15 protein-coding genes are annotated in these 14,848 nt (G+C 60.0%); 8 read left to right on the top strand and 7 right to left on the bottom strand.

Translation table 11 applies throughout. From position 1 onward, the window contains the following. Window positions 1-81: 81 nt before the first annotated feature. Together ACIGHL_RS21160 and ACIGHL_RS21155 are read right to left on the bottom strand one after the other, a co-directional pair. A complete protein-coding gene (locus tag ACIGHL_RS21160; RefSeq protein WP_127839925.1) occupies window positions 82-546 on the bottom strand; it encodes an FxsA family protein in 465 nt (154 codons plus the stop codon). A 126-nt stretch (window positions 547-672) separates the two neighbouring features. Next, on the bottom strand, window positions 673-1,377 hold the full coding sequence (locus tag ACIGHL_RS21155) for a HugZ family pyridoxamine 5'-phosphate oxidase (RefSeq protein ID WP_128121853.1): 705 nt from the start codon (window positions 1,375-1,377) through the stop codon (window positions 673-675). A gap of 100 nt (window positions 1,378-1,477) precedes the next feature. Here ACIGHL_RS21155 and ACIGHL_RS21150 point away from each other — a divergent pair, with 100 nt between their 5' ends. Beyond that, window positions 1,478-2,236, top strand: a complete 759-nt coding sequence (locus tag ACIGHL_RS21150; RefSeq protein ID WP_064480455.1) for an SDR family oxidoreductase — start codon at window positions 1,478-1,480, stop codon at window positions 2,234-2,236. Between the two features lie 56 nt (window positions 2,237-2,292). Here the strand turns inward: ACIGHL_RS21150 and ACIGHL_RS21145 are convergent, their stop codons facing one another. Then, a complete protein-coding gene (locus tag ACIGHL_RS21145; protein WP_128121876.1) occupies window positions 2,293-3,309 on the bottom strand; it encodes a DUF481 domain-containing protein in 1,017 nt (338 codons plus the stop codon). A gap of 127 nt (window positions 3,310-3,436) precedes the next feature. On the opposite strand from ACIGHL_RS21145, the gene ACIGHL_RS21140 reads away from it, so the two are divergent. Both ACIGHL_RS21140 and ACIGHL_RS21135 read left to right on the top strand, forming a co-directional pair. Next, on the top strand, window positions 3,437-3,808 hold the full coding sequence (locus ACIGHL_RS21140; RefSeq protein WP_046162582.1) for an MGMT family protein: 372 nt from the start codon (window positions 3,437-3,439) through the stop codon (window positions 3,806-3,808). A 36-nt stretch (window positions 3,809-3,844) separates the two neighbouring features. Next, complete coding sequence (locus ACIGHL_RS21135; protein ID WP_128121852.1) at window positions 3,845-5,545, top strand: AmpG family muropeptide MFS transporter; 1,701 nt, start codon at window positions 3,845-3,847, stop codon at window positions 5,543-5,545. Window positions 5,546-5,591: 46 nt separating this feature from the next. On the opposite strand, the gene ACIGHL_RS21130 is transcribed toward ACIGHL_RS21135, so the two are convergent. Next, a complete protein-coding gene (locus ACIGHL_RS21130) occupies window positions 5,592-6,416 on the bottom strand; it encodes a mechanosensitive ion channel family protein (RefSeq protein ID WP_128121851.1) in 825 nt (274 codons plus the stop codon). Between the two features lie 86 nt (window positions 6,417-6,502). Further along, window positions 6,503-6,982 (bottom strand): YajQ family cyclic di-GMP-binding protein, encoded by a 480-nt coding sequence (locus ACIGHL_RS21125; protein ID WP_045425002.1) that lies wholly within the window; start codon window positions 6,980-6,982, stop codon window positions 6,503-6,505. 143 nt (window positions 6,983-7,125) lie between these two features. On the opposite strand from ACIGHL_RS21125, the gene ACIGHL_RS21120 reads away from it, so the two are divergent. The 5 genes from ACIGHL_RS21120 to ACIGHL_RS21100 are packed head-to-tail and all read left to right on the top strand — an operon-like array spanning window position 7,126 to window position 12,683. Continuing rightward, window positions 7,126-8,091, top strand: a complete 966-nt coding sequence (locus tag ACIGHL_RS21120; protein ID WP_128121850.1) for a response regulator — start codon at window positions 7,126-7,128, stop codon at window positions 8,089-8,091. Then, window positions 8,091-9,008 (top strand): putative 2-dehydropantoate 2-reductase, encoded by a 918-nt coding sequence (locus ACIGHL_RS21115; protein WP_128121849.1) that lies wholly within the window; start codon window positions 8,091-8,093, stop codon window positions 9,006-9,008. The genes ACIGHL_RS21120 and ACIGHL_RS21115 overlap by 1 nt, the downstream gene beginning before the upstream one ends. Window positions 9,009-9,050: 42 nt before the next feature. After that, window positions 9,051-11,066: a sensor histidine kinase gene (locus tag ACIGHL_RS21110; RefSeq protein ID WP_128121848.1), complete on the top strand. Its 2,016-nt coding sequence runs from the start codon at window positions 9,051-9,053 to the stop codon at window positions 11,064-11,066. Window positions 11,067-11,080: 14 nt separating this feature from the next. Beyond that, entirely contained in the window at window positions 11,081-11,665 is a 585-nt protein-coding gene (locus ACIGHL_RS21105) for a cob(I)yrinic acid a,c-diamide adenosyltransferase (RefSeq protein ID WP_128121847.1), read from the top strand. Beyond that, window positions 11,658-12,683, top strand: a complete 1,026-nt coding sequence (locus ACIGHL_RS21100; RefSeq protein ID WP_064482660.1) for an ion transporter — start codon at window positions 11,658-11,660, stop codon at window positions 12,681-12,683. Before ACIGHL_RS21105 ends, ACIGHL_RS21100 begins: the two co-directional genes overlap by 8 nt. Here the strand turns inward: ACIGHL_RS21100 and ACIGHL_RS21095 are convergent. Further along, window positions 12,680-13,453, bottom strand: a complete 774-nt coding sequence (locus ACIGHL_RS21095; RefSeq protein ID WP_128121846.1) for an alpha/beta hydrolase family protein — start codon at window positions 13,451-13,453, stop codon at window positions 12,680-12,682. The genes ACIGHL_RS21100 and ACIGHL_RS21095 overlap by 4 nt on opposite strands. Next, window positions 13,437-14,564 (bottom strand): DUF3182 family protein, encoded by a 1,128-nt coding sequence (locus tag ACIGHL_RS21090; RefSeq protein WP_216707200.1) that lies wholly within the window; start codon window positions 14,562-14,564, stop codon window positions 13,437-13,439. Before ACIGHL_RS21090 ends, ACIGHL_RS21095 begins: the two co-directional genes overlap by 17 nt. Between the last annotated feature and the right edge of the window lie 284 nt (window positions 14,565-14,848).

Raw genomic sequence — 14,848 nt, 5'->3', positions numbered from 1 at the left:
TCAAGGGCGGGACGATGATTTTTTGCATTTACAGAAGATAAAAAGGCATGCCGTGGCATGCCTTGATGGAGCGGATACGACCTACTTGTCGCGACGCTCCCACTCCCCCTCGATGACGTTAGGCCGCTGTGGCCCGTCGCGGTGTTCCTGCTGCTGGCGTAGATCGTCGGCAAAGGCTCGCCGACGCTGAGCCTGCGCCTCGACACGCCGCCCGACAAAGCCGAGGAACAGTTTGCGCGTCGGTGGAAACAGCACCAGCAGCGCGACGACGTCGCTGAGAAATCCGGGCAGGAACAACAACCCCCCAGCAAGGGCCATCATCAAGCCCTGGAGCATTTCCCTTTCCGGCAACTCACCGCGAGCCAACCGCTCGCGTGCACGCCAGGCGGTGGCAAATCCGGCCAGACGCATCAGCAGGATGCCGGCCATGCCGCTGATGATCAGCAGGAGAATGGTGGGCAACACGCCGATGGAGCTGCCGACCTTGATCAGCAACGCCAGCTCGGCCAGCGGAAACAGGAGAAACAGCAGTAAGAATATTCGCATCGATAATCCTTGGCGGAAGAACGGCTTCCGATTTCGTGTAGATGACGGCGGGCTGCAGCGAATTCAACCCATCCACCAGATAGGCTGTAACCGGATTATTCTTCGCTGCGCTTACGCGAGTATTAATCAGCGGCGAGCCATCGCCACCAGTGCCTGTCGCACGGCGCCTGGGCTGGTACAGCTATCCGGAAATGCCAACCAGTGAATGGCCTGACCGATGCTCAAGTGAAAGCCTTCGCTATCGATTCCAATCATGCGCGCCTCCGGGGCAGACGGCAGGCCTGCCTGGTGAACGTAATGAGCAATCGCCGAATGGTGGTCCTGATTCATGTGGTCAAGCATGTCGACCTCGCCACCGCTTGCGCGTGCAAACGGATTAGCCAATGCCACCTGATCCAGCCAATGGATCGCGCCGAAGCCCCCGATGTAGCGCCAGCGCACCGGCTGCAACGTCCAGAAGTCAAAGTCGTGAACGCGATGGTAGTCGCGCGATTCCGGGAAGTAACGGTAATAGCGTTCGGCCGCGGCGCCGACCGCAGCTTCGTCCGTGAGCGGCACCGCCTCGGCCAGCAGGGTGAGCCGGCCGGTTGCCTGCACGTCCTCGGCGCCACGTTCAGCGACCAGCAGAGAGCAGCGCGGGTCTGCCTGCAGATTTTTCGTATGCTGGGCGATCCGACTGATCAAGATCAGTGGCCAGCCTTCTTCGTTCAAGCAGTAAGGGACTGCTGAGCCAAAGGGAAATCCGGGCATGGCCTTGGAGTGAGTCGAGAGCACGCCGCGGTATTCCTTGAGCAGGAGTTGTCGGGCATGCTTGGCGGCTTGAACGCTCACGGGTGTTCCTCAACAGGGACGATTCGGCAGGGCATCAGCATAACGGTTTCGTCAGCGGACGTCGTTTACCGACGTCGGCAGGCATAGATAGGAGATAGGCATGCAGCTGAAAGACAAGGTCATCATTATCACCGGCGGTGGCCAAGGGCTCGGACGCGCAATGGGCGAGTACCTTGCCAGCAAAGGCGCCCGCCTGGCGCTGGTCGACCTTAATCAGGATCGGCTGGATGAAGCCGTGGCAGCCTGCAAGCACGCTGGCGGTGACGCACGCGCCTACCTGTGCAATGTCGCCAACGAAGAGCAGGTTAGCCACATGGTGAGCCAGGTCAGCGACGACTTTGGTGGCCTGGACGGCTTGGTCAACAACGCCGGCATTCTCCGCGATGGGCTTACCATAAAACTCAAGGACGGCGAACTGTCGAAGATGAGCCTGGCGCAGTGGCAGGCGGTGATCGACGTCAACCTCACCGGCGTATTTCTCTGCACCCGCGAGGTCGCCGCGAAGATGGTTGAGCTGAAGCGCCAGGGCGCGATCGTCAACATTTCCTCGATATCCCGTGCCGGCAACATGGGCCAGGCGAACTACTCGGCCGCCAAGGCCGGCGTGGCTGCAGATACCGTGGTGTGGGCGAAGGAGCTGGCGCGCTACGGCATCCGCGTAGCCGGTGTTGCACCCGGCTTCATCGAAACCGAAATGGTCGCCAGCATGAAACCCGAAGCGCTGGAGAAGATGACCGCCGGGATTCCGCTGAAGCGTCTGGGCAAACCCCAGGAGATTGCCCACTCGGTGGCCTACATATTCGAGAACGACTACTACACCGGGCGCATCCTGGAGCTCGACGGAGGCTTGCGGCTGTAGAGCACCAGAAACGAAACCGGGCGCACTGAGGCGCCCGGTCGATCACGCTATAAGCCTTACCAGCCCACACCGAATCCGATGCTGTAGCGGGTTTCATCCAGCTCGCTCTCCGCACCGCTGACGATGTCCTTCTCGGCCTTCATGTTGAGCGACGCCCAGTCGGTCACTTTGTAACGCAGCCCCATTTCCGCGTCGAATTGATAGTCGGCGACATTTTCCAGTGGCTTGCCGATTTCACCGTTACTGAATATCTCGAAGGTCTTGCCCACCAGATAACGGTTGTAATTCCACTTCATGGCCAGCGAGTAAAACTGCTCCGTATTGCCGTTGGCGAACTCGTAGTCACTGCGGTTGGCCAGCGAAGCCAGCGAGAACGCGCCCAGTTCGTTGTCCCAGAACTGGTAACCCGGACCTGTACCCACCGTGCGCTGGCGCCGAACGTCCTCGATCTTGTCACGCTTGTATTCCAAGCGACCCTGCCAGAACCAGTGCTCATCGAGGAAGCGGTCCAGCGCGTACTCGGCCTCCCAGTTATCGGTGGCAGTTACACCGTCGCGGTACTCCCGGTTGTAGGCGCCGGAACCGTTGTGACGCCACAGGCCATGGCGCGCAGAGGTTTTGAACGAGATGTCATAGTCATCCGTGTCAGTTTCGGCACGTTTGTAGTCCAGCGCTACGTCAACGTTACCCTTCCAGGTCAGGTCCTGAATGAGTGGCTTCGGATGGATGATCTGGGTGATCGACTTGAGCGGGACCGTACGCGGCGCGCCACCATTACTCAGTGTGACCATGCCGTCATCGGCCGCTTGTAGTGATTTCGCGACCTCGCCAGAGGCATCGTCCTCCTTGACCAGCAACTGCTGGTTGCTTTCCAGTGTCGCGACCTGGCTCCATTTCACAGGAATGGAGCCACCGTACTCGGTTTCGATGAGCAGCTTGCCGCCATCGAGCACGCTGATCTTGCCAGTCAGGCGATCACCGTTCTTCAGCCACACGGTGTCGGCAAATGTCGGCAGAGAAAGCGTGGAAAGGGTTACGCAAAGCAAGGTTCGTGAGAGCGGTCGGGAGAACATAGGCAAGAGGGCGTCTGCGGGTATAAGAGAAAGGCAGGCATTATCCTTATGCGCCCCAAGACAACAAGCGCTGGCCGCCAAACGGAGCCTCGATCACCACCAGCCTCATCACTAATGGAGCCTTTACATGACGCGCCAGCCCTCTGATGCAGCGCACAGCGATCCCCGCACCGGTGACGCCGAAACCCGACGTGCCGCGTTATATCTGGCATTGGCGCAGATCCCCGAAGGCAAGGTCACCAGCTATGGCGAACTTGCCGCCGTCGCCGGGCTGGGCCGTGCCGCACGCTGGGTCGGGCGGGTCCTGTCACAATTGCCTGACGATACGCGTCTGCCCTGGCACCGGGTGATGGGCGCAGGCGGCCGCCTGAGCCTGGCCGCCGGAACCGTCTCCGGCGAGGAGCAACGTGCCCGACTTCGCGCTGAGGGTGTGCAGGTGATCAACGACCGCGTCGACATACGTCGGCACGGCTGGCATTCAGCGGAGCACAGCGGGTAGAGTGCGCGCTTCATGTTCTGTCCCTGATTTGCCTTTATGTCCCGTGAAACCTGGCGCGCCGCGCTAGCCGCCTATGCCAGTCCAGCCTCACTGACTCTGCTGATCCTTGGCTTCGCTGCCGGGCTTCCTGCGATCCTGGTTTTTTCCACGCTTTCTGTATGGTTGCGCGAGGCGGGTGTGTCTCGCGAGACCATCGGTTTTGCCAGCTGGATCAGCCTCGCGTACGCGTTCAAATGGGTTTGGTCGCCGATGCTCGACCAGTGGCGGTTGCCCTGGATCGGCGGCCTGGGCCGGCGACGCTCGTGGCTGGTGTTGTCGCAGGCGGTCATCGCGATCGGCCTGATCGGCATGGCCCTGTGCAATCCGCAACAGAACCTGACCATGTTGATCGCACTGGCCGTAGCGGTGGCTTTCGCCTCGGCCACACAAGACATCGCCATTGATGCCTATCGGCTGGAAATCGCCGAGGACAAATTGCAGGCGACGCTGGCCGCGAGCTACATGACCGGTTATCGCGTCGCCATGCTGCTGGCCAGCGCCGGCGCGCTGTTTTTAGCCGAGTGGCTGGGCTCTAGCAACGTCGAATACAACCAGGCCGCCTGGGCCACGACCTATATTGCCTTCGCTCTCCTCATCCTTCCGGGTCTTGTTACCAGCCTGTTGATTCCCGAACCCCAAGGCGCCGCGCCGCTGCCTCATGAGCCGTCCAGATTCAGCTTCAACCACCAGATGGCTGCGGTCGGCCTGCTGCTGGTGCTGCTGATTTCCGTTCCCGCGATGATCAACGCATTGATCGCCCAGGCCTGGCCACGTGCAACGCTGTATTTGCTGTTTATCATCGGTTCGCTGTCACCCTGGGGACGGTCGCTGATGGTTCCGGTGCGCCAGATGCTGCAACAGGCTGGTCAGCGCCAGCGCCCGGCACGCTTCGATTTTGTCCACCAGGCCGTATCGGTGATCGTCCTGATCATCCTCATGGTGTCTACAACGGGCATGTTCCAGTCCTACTGGGGCGGCTACTGGCCACGCGGCACCATGTATCTGCTGATTTGCTGGGGCTGCCTCTCCGGACCGGGGCGGATTCTGATGGGGCCGGTGCTGACGCCCATCACCGACTTCATCCTGCGCTATCGCTGGCAGGCGCTGTTACTGCTCGGACTGATCGCTACCTACCGGATGTCCGATACGGTAATGGGCGTCATGGCGAACGTCTTTTATATCGACCAAGGCTTCAGCAAGGATCAGATCGCCAGCGTCAGCAAGCTTTTTGGTTTGATCATGACCCTGCTTGGCGCTGCGTTTGGCGGCTTGCTGATCGTGCGTTTCAGCATCCTGCCCATTCTGTTCATTGGCGGTGCGGCATCGGCCGCGACCAATCTCATGTTCATGTTGCTGGTGGAAATGGGCGCCAACCTCAACATGCTGATCGTCACGATCTCATGCGACAACTTCAGTGGCGGGTTGGCCTCGACCGCATTCGTTGCCTATCTTTCGAGCCTGACCAATCTGAAGTTCTCTGCGACTCAGTACGCCCTGCTCAGCTCGTTGATGTTGCTATTGCCAAGGCTATTGGGTGGCTACTCGGGCGTGATGGTCGAGCAGCTCGGTTACAGCAACTTCTTTCTGGTGACTGCGTTGCTCGGCATTCCGACGCTGGTACTGATTGTCTGGCAATGGACACGCAGTCGTCCGCAATCCACCAGCGCCGAGCCGATATCCTCGACCGAACATAGCTAACCAAAAAGCCGGCTACTGCCGGCTTTGTCATATTGCAGAACAGGTCTTAACGCTGGACCAGGTGTACCACCCGCTGCGGGAATGGAATACCGATCCCGGCTGCGTCGAAGCGCTCCTTGACCAACTCAGTAAAGCCGAAGGTCACGGGCCAGAAGTCACCGGTGGAGACCCATACCCGCAGCGACAGATTCACCGAACTGTCGGCCAGTGCAACAACATGGACCACCGGATCAGGATCACGCAGCACACGCTCGTCTTCAGCAATCTCCAGCAGGATCTTGCGCGCCAGTTTGATGTCGGCGCCGTAGTCGATACCGATATTGATGTCCGCGCGACGACGCGGCTCGCGGGAATAATTGGTGATATGGCCATTCGAAAGGCTGCCGTTGGGCACCACGATGGTTTTGTTATCGGCAGACTTGAGGACGGTGTGGAAGATCTGTATCGAGTGCACAGTCCCGGATACGCCCTGAGCTTCAATCCACTCACCGACGCGGATGGGTCGGAAGATCAGAATCAGCACACCGCCAGCGAAGTTGCCCAGACTGCCCTGCAACGCCAGGCCAATCGCAAGGCCGGCTGCACCGATTACAGCGATAAATGAGGTGGTCTCGACGCCGATCATCGACGCAACGCTGATCAGCAAAAGTACCTTGAGGATGACGCTCGCCAGGCTCTCGATAAAGCCATGCAGCGAAGCGTCGAACTGGCGGCGCTTCAATACGCCCCCCAAATTGCCGACGAGCTTGTTGATCAGCCACCAACCGATGAGGAAGGTGAAAAGCGCCAGCGTAACTTGTGCGCCGTATTGAACGACAACAGGCAACCAGGCCTCGGAAAGCTCGCCCAGGTAATCGACACTGAAATCCATTGAAAAGGAATCTCCTTGGGACACCGAGCGCCCGGACTAGGGCCGCTCGGCAAATGCGGGAAGTGGCACGAACGTGCGCGGGGTGATCAATCGCGGAAGTTATTGAATTGCAGCGGCATTTCAAAATCCTTGGCGCGCAGCAGGGCGATGGCTTCCTGCAGGTCGTCGCGTTTCTTGCCGGTTACACGTACCTGCTCGCCCTGAATGGCCGCCTGCACCTTGAGCTTGGCCTCCTTGATGTACGCTACGATCTTCTTAGCCAGTTCCTTGTCGATACCCTCGCGCAGCACCACCTCCTGCTTGACGGTTTTGCCGGACGGATAGGGATCCTTCAGCTCCAGACACTGGATATCGATCTTGCGTTTGACCAGGCTCAACTTGAGGATTTCCAACATCTGCTCCAATTGGAAATCTGCGTCGGCGGTCAGATTGATGGTCAGTTCCTTGAATTCGAAACTGCCTTTGCCACGCAGGTCATAGCGCCGGTCGAGTTCCTTGACAGCGTTATCTACCGCGTTGGTTACTTCGTGTTTGTCCAGTTCGGACACCACGTCGAACGAGGGCATGGGCTTCCTCCTGTGGAAACGGCGCAACGGTGTGACCCAGCGCGCTTAGCTTGACGGTTCAAATGCGCCATCATTATAACTGTTCGCGCTGCTCAGGCCTTTCCATTCCCTGTTGCAGCCCCTCTCCTTCTCCGAGTTCCTGAATGCCCAACCCCCAACTCAGCATCCTGGTGGTCGACGACGCCAAGTTCTCCAGCGTGATGATAGGTCGCGCACTCAGCAAGGCCGGGTACGAAGACATTCGTTTCGCCAACAGTGCCAGCGCGGCGTTGGAGCTGATTGAACAACGCCCCGCCAATGTTCTCCTCGCTGATTGGCTGATGCCGGAAATGGATGGCCTGGAGCTGACCGCTCAGGTCCGCCAGCAGGACGAGATGTCCGATCATTACACTTACATCATTCTCCTGACCGGCCGCGACGGCCAAGACGTGCTGAGCAAGGCCTTCGATCACGGCGTGGATGATTTCATCGGCAAGTCGGTGATGAACGATCAGCTCGTGCCCAGGGTGTTTGCCGCCGATCGACTGTGCGGCTCACTGCAGCGGCTGATGCGCGAAAACCGTCTATTGACCGAAAACATCGCCAGTCTGGAAAAGCGCAACCTGATCGACCCGATCACCGGGCTCGGAAACAGTCGTTACCTGCATCAGCGCCTTGGCGACAGCTTGCGCCAGATCGAAAGCCGCGGCGGTGCGCTGTGCTTTCTGCTGATAGGCTTGCCGGAGGTTCCCAGCCAGCGGGAACGCTATGGTGAACAGTTTCATCAGGACCTGCTGCGAGGTGTCGCGAGACGTATCCAGCAGCTGGTACGCCCGCTCGACGTCCTCACCCGCCTGGATGATCGCCATTTCGGCGTGCTGACGCTGATTGATGACTTGCGAGGGTGCGCTCCGAGCAGTTTCAAGCGGCTGCATGAAGGACTTAACCTCAAGGCGTTCAAGACCGATGAGGGCTTCATTTCAATCAAGGCCGGTATCGCGATGATCAGCCTCGATGCAAGCGCGCTGCCGGTCGATCCCAAGCGGGTCATCGCAGAGGCTGGATCGTTATTACCTGACGCATACGCCACCGGACGTATCGTGCCCATGCGCTACAAGCAGCCCGCCTGATGGCTGGCACCTGGCACGTACTGGGTGCCGGCAGCCTGGGCGGGTTGTGGGCGACGCGCCTGTTTCGCGCCGGCGTGCCGCTGCGCATTATCCTGCGTAATCCCCAACGGCTTGCCGAGTACCACGCCGCGGGAGGGCTTGCGCTGATCGAGAATGGTGCGAGCCGTGTCTATCCAATACTGGCAGAGCTACCAGGGGCTACGACACCGATAGAGCGGCTACTGGTCGCCTGCAAAGCCTATGACGCAGAGGCCGCCGTCGCGGAACTAGCGCCGCGACTTGCCAAACAGTCGGAAATCCTCCTGTTGCAAAACGGGCTGGGCAGCCAGCAGGCCATTGCGGCACGTTGGCCGGAGAGCCGCTGCATTTTCGTTTCCAGCACCGAAGGGGCTTACCGTCAGGCCGACTTTCGAGTCGTGCATGCCGGTCGGGGCCAGAACTGGCTCGGCGATCCGGTCAATCATCAAGCGCCGCCCTGGCTTGCCGAGCTGGACATGGCGGAGATTCCGTACGTCTGGGCGGACGACATTATGGCCATACTCTGGCGAAAGCTGGCGATCAATTGCGCCATCAACCCGCTTAGCGTGCTGAGCGATTGCCGTAACGGCGAATTGCTGAATCATCCCGAGCCGCTGCACCGGCTCTGCAACGAGCTCAGCGAGGTACTGCGGGCATGCGGCCAGCGCGCAGCCGCCGATGGGCTCGAGGCGGTAGTGTTGCGCATCATCGAGGCGACCGCGCAAAACTATTCATCGATGTATCAGGACGTGCGGAGCGGGCGCCGAACCGAAGTAGGCTTTCTGCTTGGGCAGGCTTGTCGGGCCGCACGTCAGCATGGCCTGGCGACGCCCGAGCTGAACGAACTGTTCGAGCGACTCCAGACGCTCCTGCGCTGTCACGGATTGCCCGCCGACTAAGCCCCCGCTACCCTGCAGAAACACCCTTCGCCCGTGCCTGCCATGACCCTGCGCCAGCGCCTTGAAAATCTTCCGGTCGGCCGCAAGCTGCTGATCGCTTTGCTCGTGCTGCTAGCAGCCTTGCTGCTGGTCTCCAACCTCACGTTTATCAGCGCAGCCTATTGGATATCCCGGCAGAGCGTCGCGCCCCAGGCGATGCATACCCTCGGCGCGCTGTTCGCAACACCCGAGCTGAGTGATCGCGCCCTGGAATCCAAAGCGGCTGCTGACGAGCTGCTGGGGAAGCTGAACGAATATGCGCCGCTGCGGGCGGCTGTGGTGTATGACCGCACGGGGCGCAGCCTGGCTGAACTGTATCGTGGCGATCGGCTGGACTTACCGCAGCAGGTGAGCGACTTGCCGGCGTGGCAGAAGAGCGAGATGCGCGCCAATCTGTTGATCGAGCTGCCACAGGCTGCGGGGCCACCAGGTCATCTATTGATGGTCGCCAGCAGCGAACTGCCAGGCGCGTTCTACACGGGCACCTTGACCGCCAGCCTCGCCATCCTGCTCGCCAGCCTGCTGCTATGGGCGCTGGTGGCGCGGCAGATTCGTCGTCTGATTACCCGGCCGATCCGCGACCTGGAAGCCCTGTCCCGCCAGGTGACCCGAGAAGAAGACTACTCCCTCAGGGCGACACCGAAAAACCGGGACGAGATCGGCCACTTGGCCGATGCCTTCAACACCATGTTGTCGCGCATGGAGGCTCGCGAGCAGCAGCTCAAGCGTGCCCGAGACGATGCCCAGGAAGCCTTCGATCACGCGCAAGGCCTGGCAGAGGAGACCCGTCATTCCAACCGCAAGCTCGAGCTCGAAGTCCAGGTTCGCAGCAAAATCGAAAAGAAACTCACCGGATTCCAAAACTACCTGAACAGCATCATCGACTCGATGCCCTCGGTACTCATCGCGCTCGATGAGCAGCTCTACGTGACCCAGTGGAATCAACAGGCCAGTGTGCTATCCGGAACGTCAATCGATGACGCCTTGAACCAACCCGTTTTCATCGCCTTCGAGCCGCTAAGGCCCTTCCTGGCTCAGATCCGCCGTACATCTGAGCATCATCAGGTCGAGAAGATCGAACGTGTCACCTGGGCCTTCAATGGTGAGCCTCGGCATTATGCATTGACGCTCTACCCCCTAATGGGCGGTGGCGGGCGGGGCGTGGTGATCCGCATCGACGACATTACCGAGCGGATCAACATGGAAGAAATCATGGTGCAGTCGGAAAAGATGTTGTCGGTGGGCAGCCTTGCCGCAGGTATGGCGCACGAGATCAACAACCCCCTCGGCGCCATCCTGCACAACGCACAGAACATCCGCCGGCGGCTATCGCCTGAGCTTGAGCGGAACCGCGACGTTGCTCTGGATACCGGGGTCTCGCTGGAAGCCGTCAACCTGTATCTGCAGCAAAGGGAGATCCCGCAACTGCTCGACGGTATTCAGCAAGCCGGATCGCGAGCGGCCAAGATCGTCAGCCACATGCTGAGTTTCAGTCGCCTGAGCAACCGGCAACTGGCGGAGTGCCCGCTGGCCGTACTTATTGACCAGGCGTTGGAGATTGCCGGCAACGACTTTGCGCTGATGGACGGTTTCGACTTCCGCTCTATTGAGATCCTCCGAGACTTCGATTCCCAGATGGACCGCGTCCCCTGTATCGCCAACGAGCTGGAACAGGTGCTGCTGAACTTGCTGAAAAACGCCGCGCAGGCCATCCATCAAAAACCGGAGCGAGGCCGCGGGCAAATCATTCTGCGCACACGGCTGAATCCGCCTTGGTGCGAAATTCAAGTCGAAGACAATGGCAGCGGAATTCCTGAACATATCCGCAAGCGAATCTTCGAACCCTTTTTCACTACCAAGGAGGTGGGCCAGGGAACCGGGCTGGGTCTTTCCGTTTCGTATTTCATCATCACCAACAATCACAAAGGCCAGATGGAAGTGCAGAGCAGGCCAGACCAGGGCACCTGCTTTACGCTGCGCCTGCCGCTGACATCCGCTATCGAACTCAACAACAGCTGAATCAAGGAATCCAGATGGGCAACCGACTCTCGAAGATCTACACCCGCACCGGTGATGCCGGAGAAACCGGCTTGGCCGACGGCCGCCGAGTGCCCAAGGATCATCCGCGAATCGAGGCGATGGGCGAAATCGACACCCTCAACAGTCAACTGGGCCTGTTGCTGGCCGAGCTGGCCGAAGCCCAGGCGCGCTGGCCGGATCTGGCCGAACTGATCGAAGTTCTGGGGCCCTGCCAGCATCGTCTGTTCGACCTGGGCGGTGAGTTGGCGATGCCTGAGTATCAGGCACTGACCGCCGCCGAGGTCGCCCGTCTAGAGGCGGCGATCGATCATTGGAATCAGGAGCTAGGCCCGCTGGAAGACTTCATCATGCCGGGCGGCTCACGACTGATTGCCCTCGCCCATCTGTGTCGGAGCATGGCGCGTACCAGCGAGCGCCGTTGTCAGCAACTTAATGCGATCGAGCCGCTACGCGCGGTCGGCCTGGCTTACCTCAATCGCCTGTCGGACCTATTCTTCGTTGTGGCCCGGCTGATTGCGCGGCGTCAGGGCTGCGCAGAAATCCTCTGGCATGCGGCCAGTGCGCCTGCCGATGCCTGAGCAAACGCGGCGGCGCGAGCGCTTAATCGACGGGCTGCACGCGGCTTGGGAAGTCCTGATCGTCCTGCTGGTGTGCATCAACCTTGGGCTCATCCTGTTCGATAGCCTGTTCATTTTGCAGCCAATCAATGACGCCCTGGCCGAATGGGCTCCCGCCCTGCATCAACGCTACGACGCGCTGATTCACCAGAACTTCCAACACATCGACCTCGCCTTCGTCGCGATTTTCGTCTTCGACGTGCTGTTGGGTTGGACCGTCGCGTTGTTTGAACGCCGCTACGCACGCTGGTACTACTACCCCTTCGCTCACTGGTATGACGTGCTCGGCTGCATTCCGTTAAGCGGCTTCCGCTGGCTGCGGGTACTGCGCGTCGGCAGCCTGTTGATCCGTCTGCAACGGTTGGGGCTGATCGACATGCGACGCTGGGCGGTGTTTGGCCTGGCCAACCGCTATTACCTGTTGCTGCTCGAAGAACTATCCGATCGCGTCATGGTTCGCCTGTTCAGCCGCATGCAGCAGGAGATCGGAGCCAGCGACGACCTCTCCCGCCGCTTGCTGCAAGAGGTCGTCAGGCCGCGCAAGGAACGGCTGCTCAACGACCTTTCCCGTCGCATGCACAGCATGTTGGAGAGCGGCTACCGGGACAATCGGGGGGCCATCGAAGGCTATGTAGGCGGACTAATTCACCAGGCTCTGCTGAACAACCCGGAGGTGATCAGACTGCGCCGCCTGCCCATGGGGGGACGAGTCGCCGATACCCTGGATGAAGCGCTCAGTGATATCGCCGCCCAGCTACTTCAAGGCGCCGCCGAAGGACTTCAGAGCCCGCAGTTCCAGAGACTTGCACGAAATCTGGCCGACGAGTTTTTCGAGGCCTGGGTTTACCAGGATGAGAACACCGACCTGGCGCTCGAAGAGCTGCTGGTGGATGTCATCGAAGTCCTGAAACAGCAGGTCCTGGATCGACGCTGGAGCCGTTTTGTCGGACCCATTCAGCCACCTTCACCCCCAGGCTAGCGACGGTTCGCCGCGGCAACGCCTTCCTGCTGGTCGAGTCGAGCCCCGACTACCATCTCGGTCGCCCAGTTAACGAGGATGTCGGTATAGGCCTTCTGGCAGCAATCACTGGTTAGCGCATGATCAGCACCGAGAATGATCCGGTGCGTCAGGGAATGCGTCTGATGGAAGGCGGCGCGGTAACTCATGATGGTGCTGTGCGGGACCAAGTGATCGTGCTCGGACTCGACGATCAGCACGTCGCCGCGAAAGTCGGCACAGGCTGCCAGTGCACGGTTTTCCTCCGGCACAACTCGTCGACCACGCAGTTGATTGAGCAGATCCCGGTTCAGCTGGCGCTTGGGCACCATCCAATCATCGTCCCCGTACAGCGCTGGAACCCGCATGGCCAACCATTTAACTGGCCTCAGCGCCGTAAGCAAAGCTGACAAGTAACCGCCGTAGCTGGTGCCCACCACGGCAATCGCCGATGGGTCGATGTTCGGGTGTTGCGCCAGCAGATCGTAGGCGGCCAACAGATCATTGAGATTCTGCTCGCGCGTAACGGTCTGCTGTTGCGCCAGCGTCAAGGCATGGCCGCGCAAATCGAAGGACAAGCAGATGCAGCCCAATCCCGCTATACCTCGAGCGCGCGTCAGGTCACGCTCCTGACTCCCCCCCCAGCCGTGCACGAACAGGACGCCGGGCAGTTTGGTTGGTGGTGAGAGGAAAGTTCCGGCGATATGTTCATCGTCGACCAGGATGTCTACGCATTCACTCTGAGTCGCCATAATCCTCCACCACTACGTACTTGGTGATAAAGCCCACCTCGGCGTCTTCGTCCCGGAACAGTACGGTCGCACCGGACGGAACTACTTGCGACTCACCATAAACCTCAACGGTAGACGCCCGTACTGCGCCGCTCTGGCCCTGCATGAGAGTCTCAAGCGCAGCGATTTCGGCACCGCTTGCGCCACCGATCCGCCATGACTGTTCCAGCACACCGGAACAGGCACGACCCCGACCATCGACGCCCTGGGCAATATCGTAGTTACGACGGGACGCGAAAAATCCGCGAAAGCACGCCGATGCGGCATCGTCGTAGACCTGCGCTTGCATAATGGCCAGCCGGGCCTTCTCCGGAAGATCGAGCCTCAGCAAGGCCTCGAAATCACCGTCCGATACGACCAGATCTGATCCGCCGTAAACCGTCTCGCCAGAATTGTCAGACGTCAGGCGCTGAGTCCCGTAGTAGCTGAGCGTTCTCCCCGCCACCCGAATTTGCCCAACACTGAAGGTCGTCACGTGCTCCAGGTTGGCCTCGAGCACCAGCCCATAGTGAGCCATCTCCTTCTCATCGACGTGTTCCAGCGCATTATCCAGCTGCTGCTCGGAATTGATGCGCTCCTGCCCTCTCCCGCCGGTGGCTCGCACTGGTTTCAGCCGCAGCGAACCTTCATGCAACAGCCGCCGCCCGGCTTCGCGGGCATCTGCGAGCGAAAAGACGCTATAGCCGGGAAGCACGCTGCCACTGACACGCGCCGCGAAGTCACGAGACCAACCAACTGGCGCATCTGCATCCGGACGCACCAGCGGATGCGTGATGGCCTTGGTTTCGATGAATGCCTGCGGCACCACGCCACCGAACAGATCTTCCTCATCATCGAGGCCTAGCTCACGGGCTGTGTCTGTACCGATGATGGTGCCAGACGGCACAAAGTACAGTGGATGCGAATATTCAATGGATCGGTCGTACTCCCCGAGAAACGTCAGGCCTTTGACTGCCGCTAGACGCTTGGCCAGATGTTCATGCACGGCCTTTTCATGTTTGGGATCTCTGGACCTGTTGGCCAAAGTCACTACTGCCCCGCGGGGCGTTTGCGGCGCATCCGCATTGATCATATGAGGACTCGCTCCATGGACTGCTGATACATGCACGGCGAGCGGATCGATAGCCGCCCGTTTCGCTCGTTACCACCCGAGCCAAAGCGGATCCGGTGTAATAAGGTAGACCTTGGATATCGGCTATCTATCCTTCGAATCGCATCCCGTGTGGGTCTGGACGTCAGCAGCCAGAAACAAGAAAGGGGATGGCCTGCTCCCCTTTCTTTTTACCTCGACGCTCAGTCTTCGACAGAGCTGCGGATCAGGTGATCGAAGGCACTCAGCGAGGCCTTGGCGCCCTC

The sequence above is a fragment of the Pseudomonas sp. NPDC077451 genome, from assembly GCF_044543345.1.
In the GTDB taxonomy this organism is placed as follows: domain Bacteria; phylum Pseudomonadota; class Gammaproteobacteria; order Pseudomonadales; family Pseudomonadaceae; genus Stutzerimonas.
Note: the sequence above shows the minus strand (reverse complement) of the source record. Positions and strands in the feature narration are given on the sequence as shown.

What these genes read in the sequence shown, in the direction of transcription:
- ACIGHL_RS21160 (WP_127839925.1), bottom strand. Translation starts at nt 546, where the DNA reads ATGCGAATATTCTTACTGCTGTTTCTCCTGTTTCCGCTGGCCGAGCTG.
- ACIGHL_RS21150 (WP_064480455.1), top strand. Translation starts at nt 1,478, where the DNA reads ATGCAGCTGAAAGACAAGGTCATCATTATCACCGGCGGTGGCCAAGGG.
- ACIGHL_RS21145 (WP_128121876.1), bottom strand. Translation starts at nt 3,309, where the DNA reads ATGTTCTCCCGACCGCTCTCACGAACCTTGCTTTGCGTAACCCTTTCC.
- ACIGHL_RS21140 (WP_046162582.1), top strand. Translation starts at nt 3,437, where the DNA reads ATGACGCGCCAGCCCTCTGATGCAGCGCACAGCGATCCCCGCACCGGT.
- ACIGHL_RS21135 (WP_128121852.1), top strand. Translation starts at nt 3,845, where the DNA reads ATGTCCCGTGAAACCTGGCGCGCCGCGCTAGCCGCCTATGCCAGTCCA.
- ACIGHL_RS21130 (WP_128121851.1), bottom strand. Translation starts at nt 6,416, where the DNA reads ATGGATTTCAGTGTCGATTACCTGGGCGAGCTTTCCGAGGCCTGGTTG.
- ACIGHL_RS21125 (WP_045425002.1), bottom strand. Translation starts at nt 6,982, where the DNA reads ATGCCCTCGTTCGACGTGGTGTCCGAACTGGACAAACACGAAGTAACC.
- ACIGHL_RS21120 (WP_128121850.1), top strand. Translation starts at nt 7,126, where the DNA reads ATGCCCAACCCCCAACTCAGCATCCTGGTGGTCGACGACGCCAAGTTC.
- ACIGHL_RS21115 (WP_128121849.1), top strand. Translation starts at nt 8,091, where the DNA reads ATGGCTGGCACCTGGCACGTACTGGGTGCCGGCAGCCTGGGCGGGTTG.
- ACIGHL_RS21110 (WP_128121848.1), top strand. Translation starts at nt 9,051, where the DNA reads ATGACCCTGCGCCAGCGCCTTGAAAATCTTCCGGTCGGCCGCAAGCTG.
- ACIGHL_RS21105 (WP_128121847.1), top strand. Translation starts at nt 11,081, where the DNA reads ATGGGCAACCGACTCTCGAAGATCTACACCCGCACCGGTGATGCCGGA.
- ACIGHL_RS21100 (WP_064482660.1), top strand. Translation starts at nt 11,658, where the DNA reads ATGCCTGAGCAAACGCGGCGGCGCGAGCGCTTAATCGACGGGCTGCAC.
- ACIGHL_RS21095 (WP_128121846.1), bottom strand. Translation starts at nt 13,453, where the DNA reads ATGGCGACTCAGAGTGAATGCGTAGACATCCTGGTCGACGATGAACAT.
- ACIGHL_RS21090 (WP_216707200.1), bottom strand. Translation starts at nt 14,564, where the DNA reads ATGATCAATGCGGATGCGCCGCAAACGCCCCGCGGGGCAGTAGTGACT.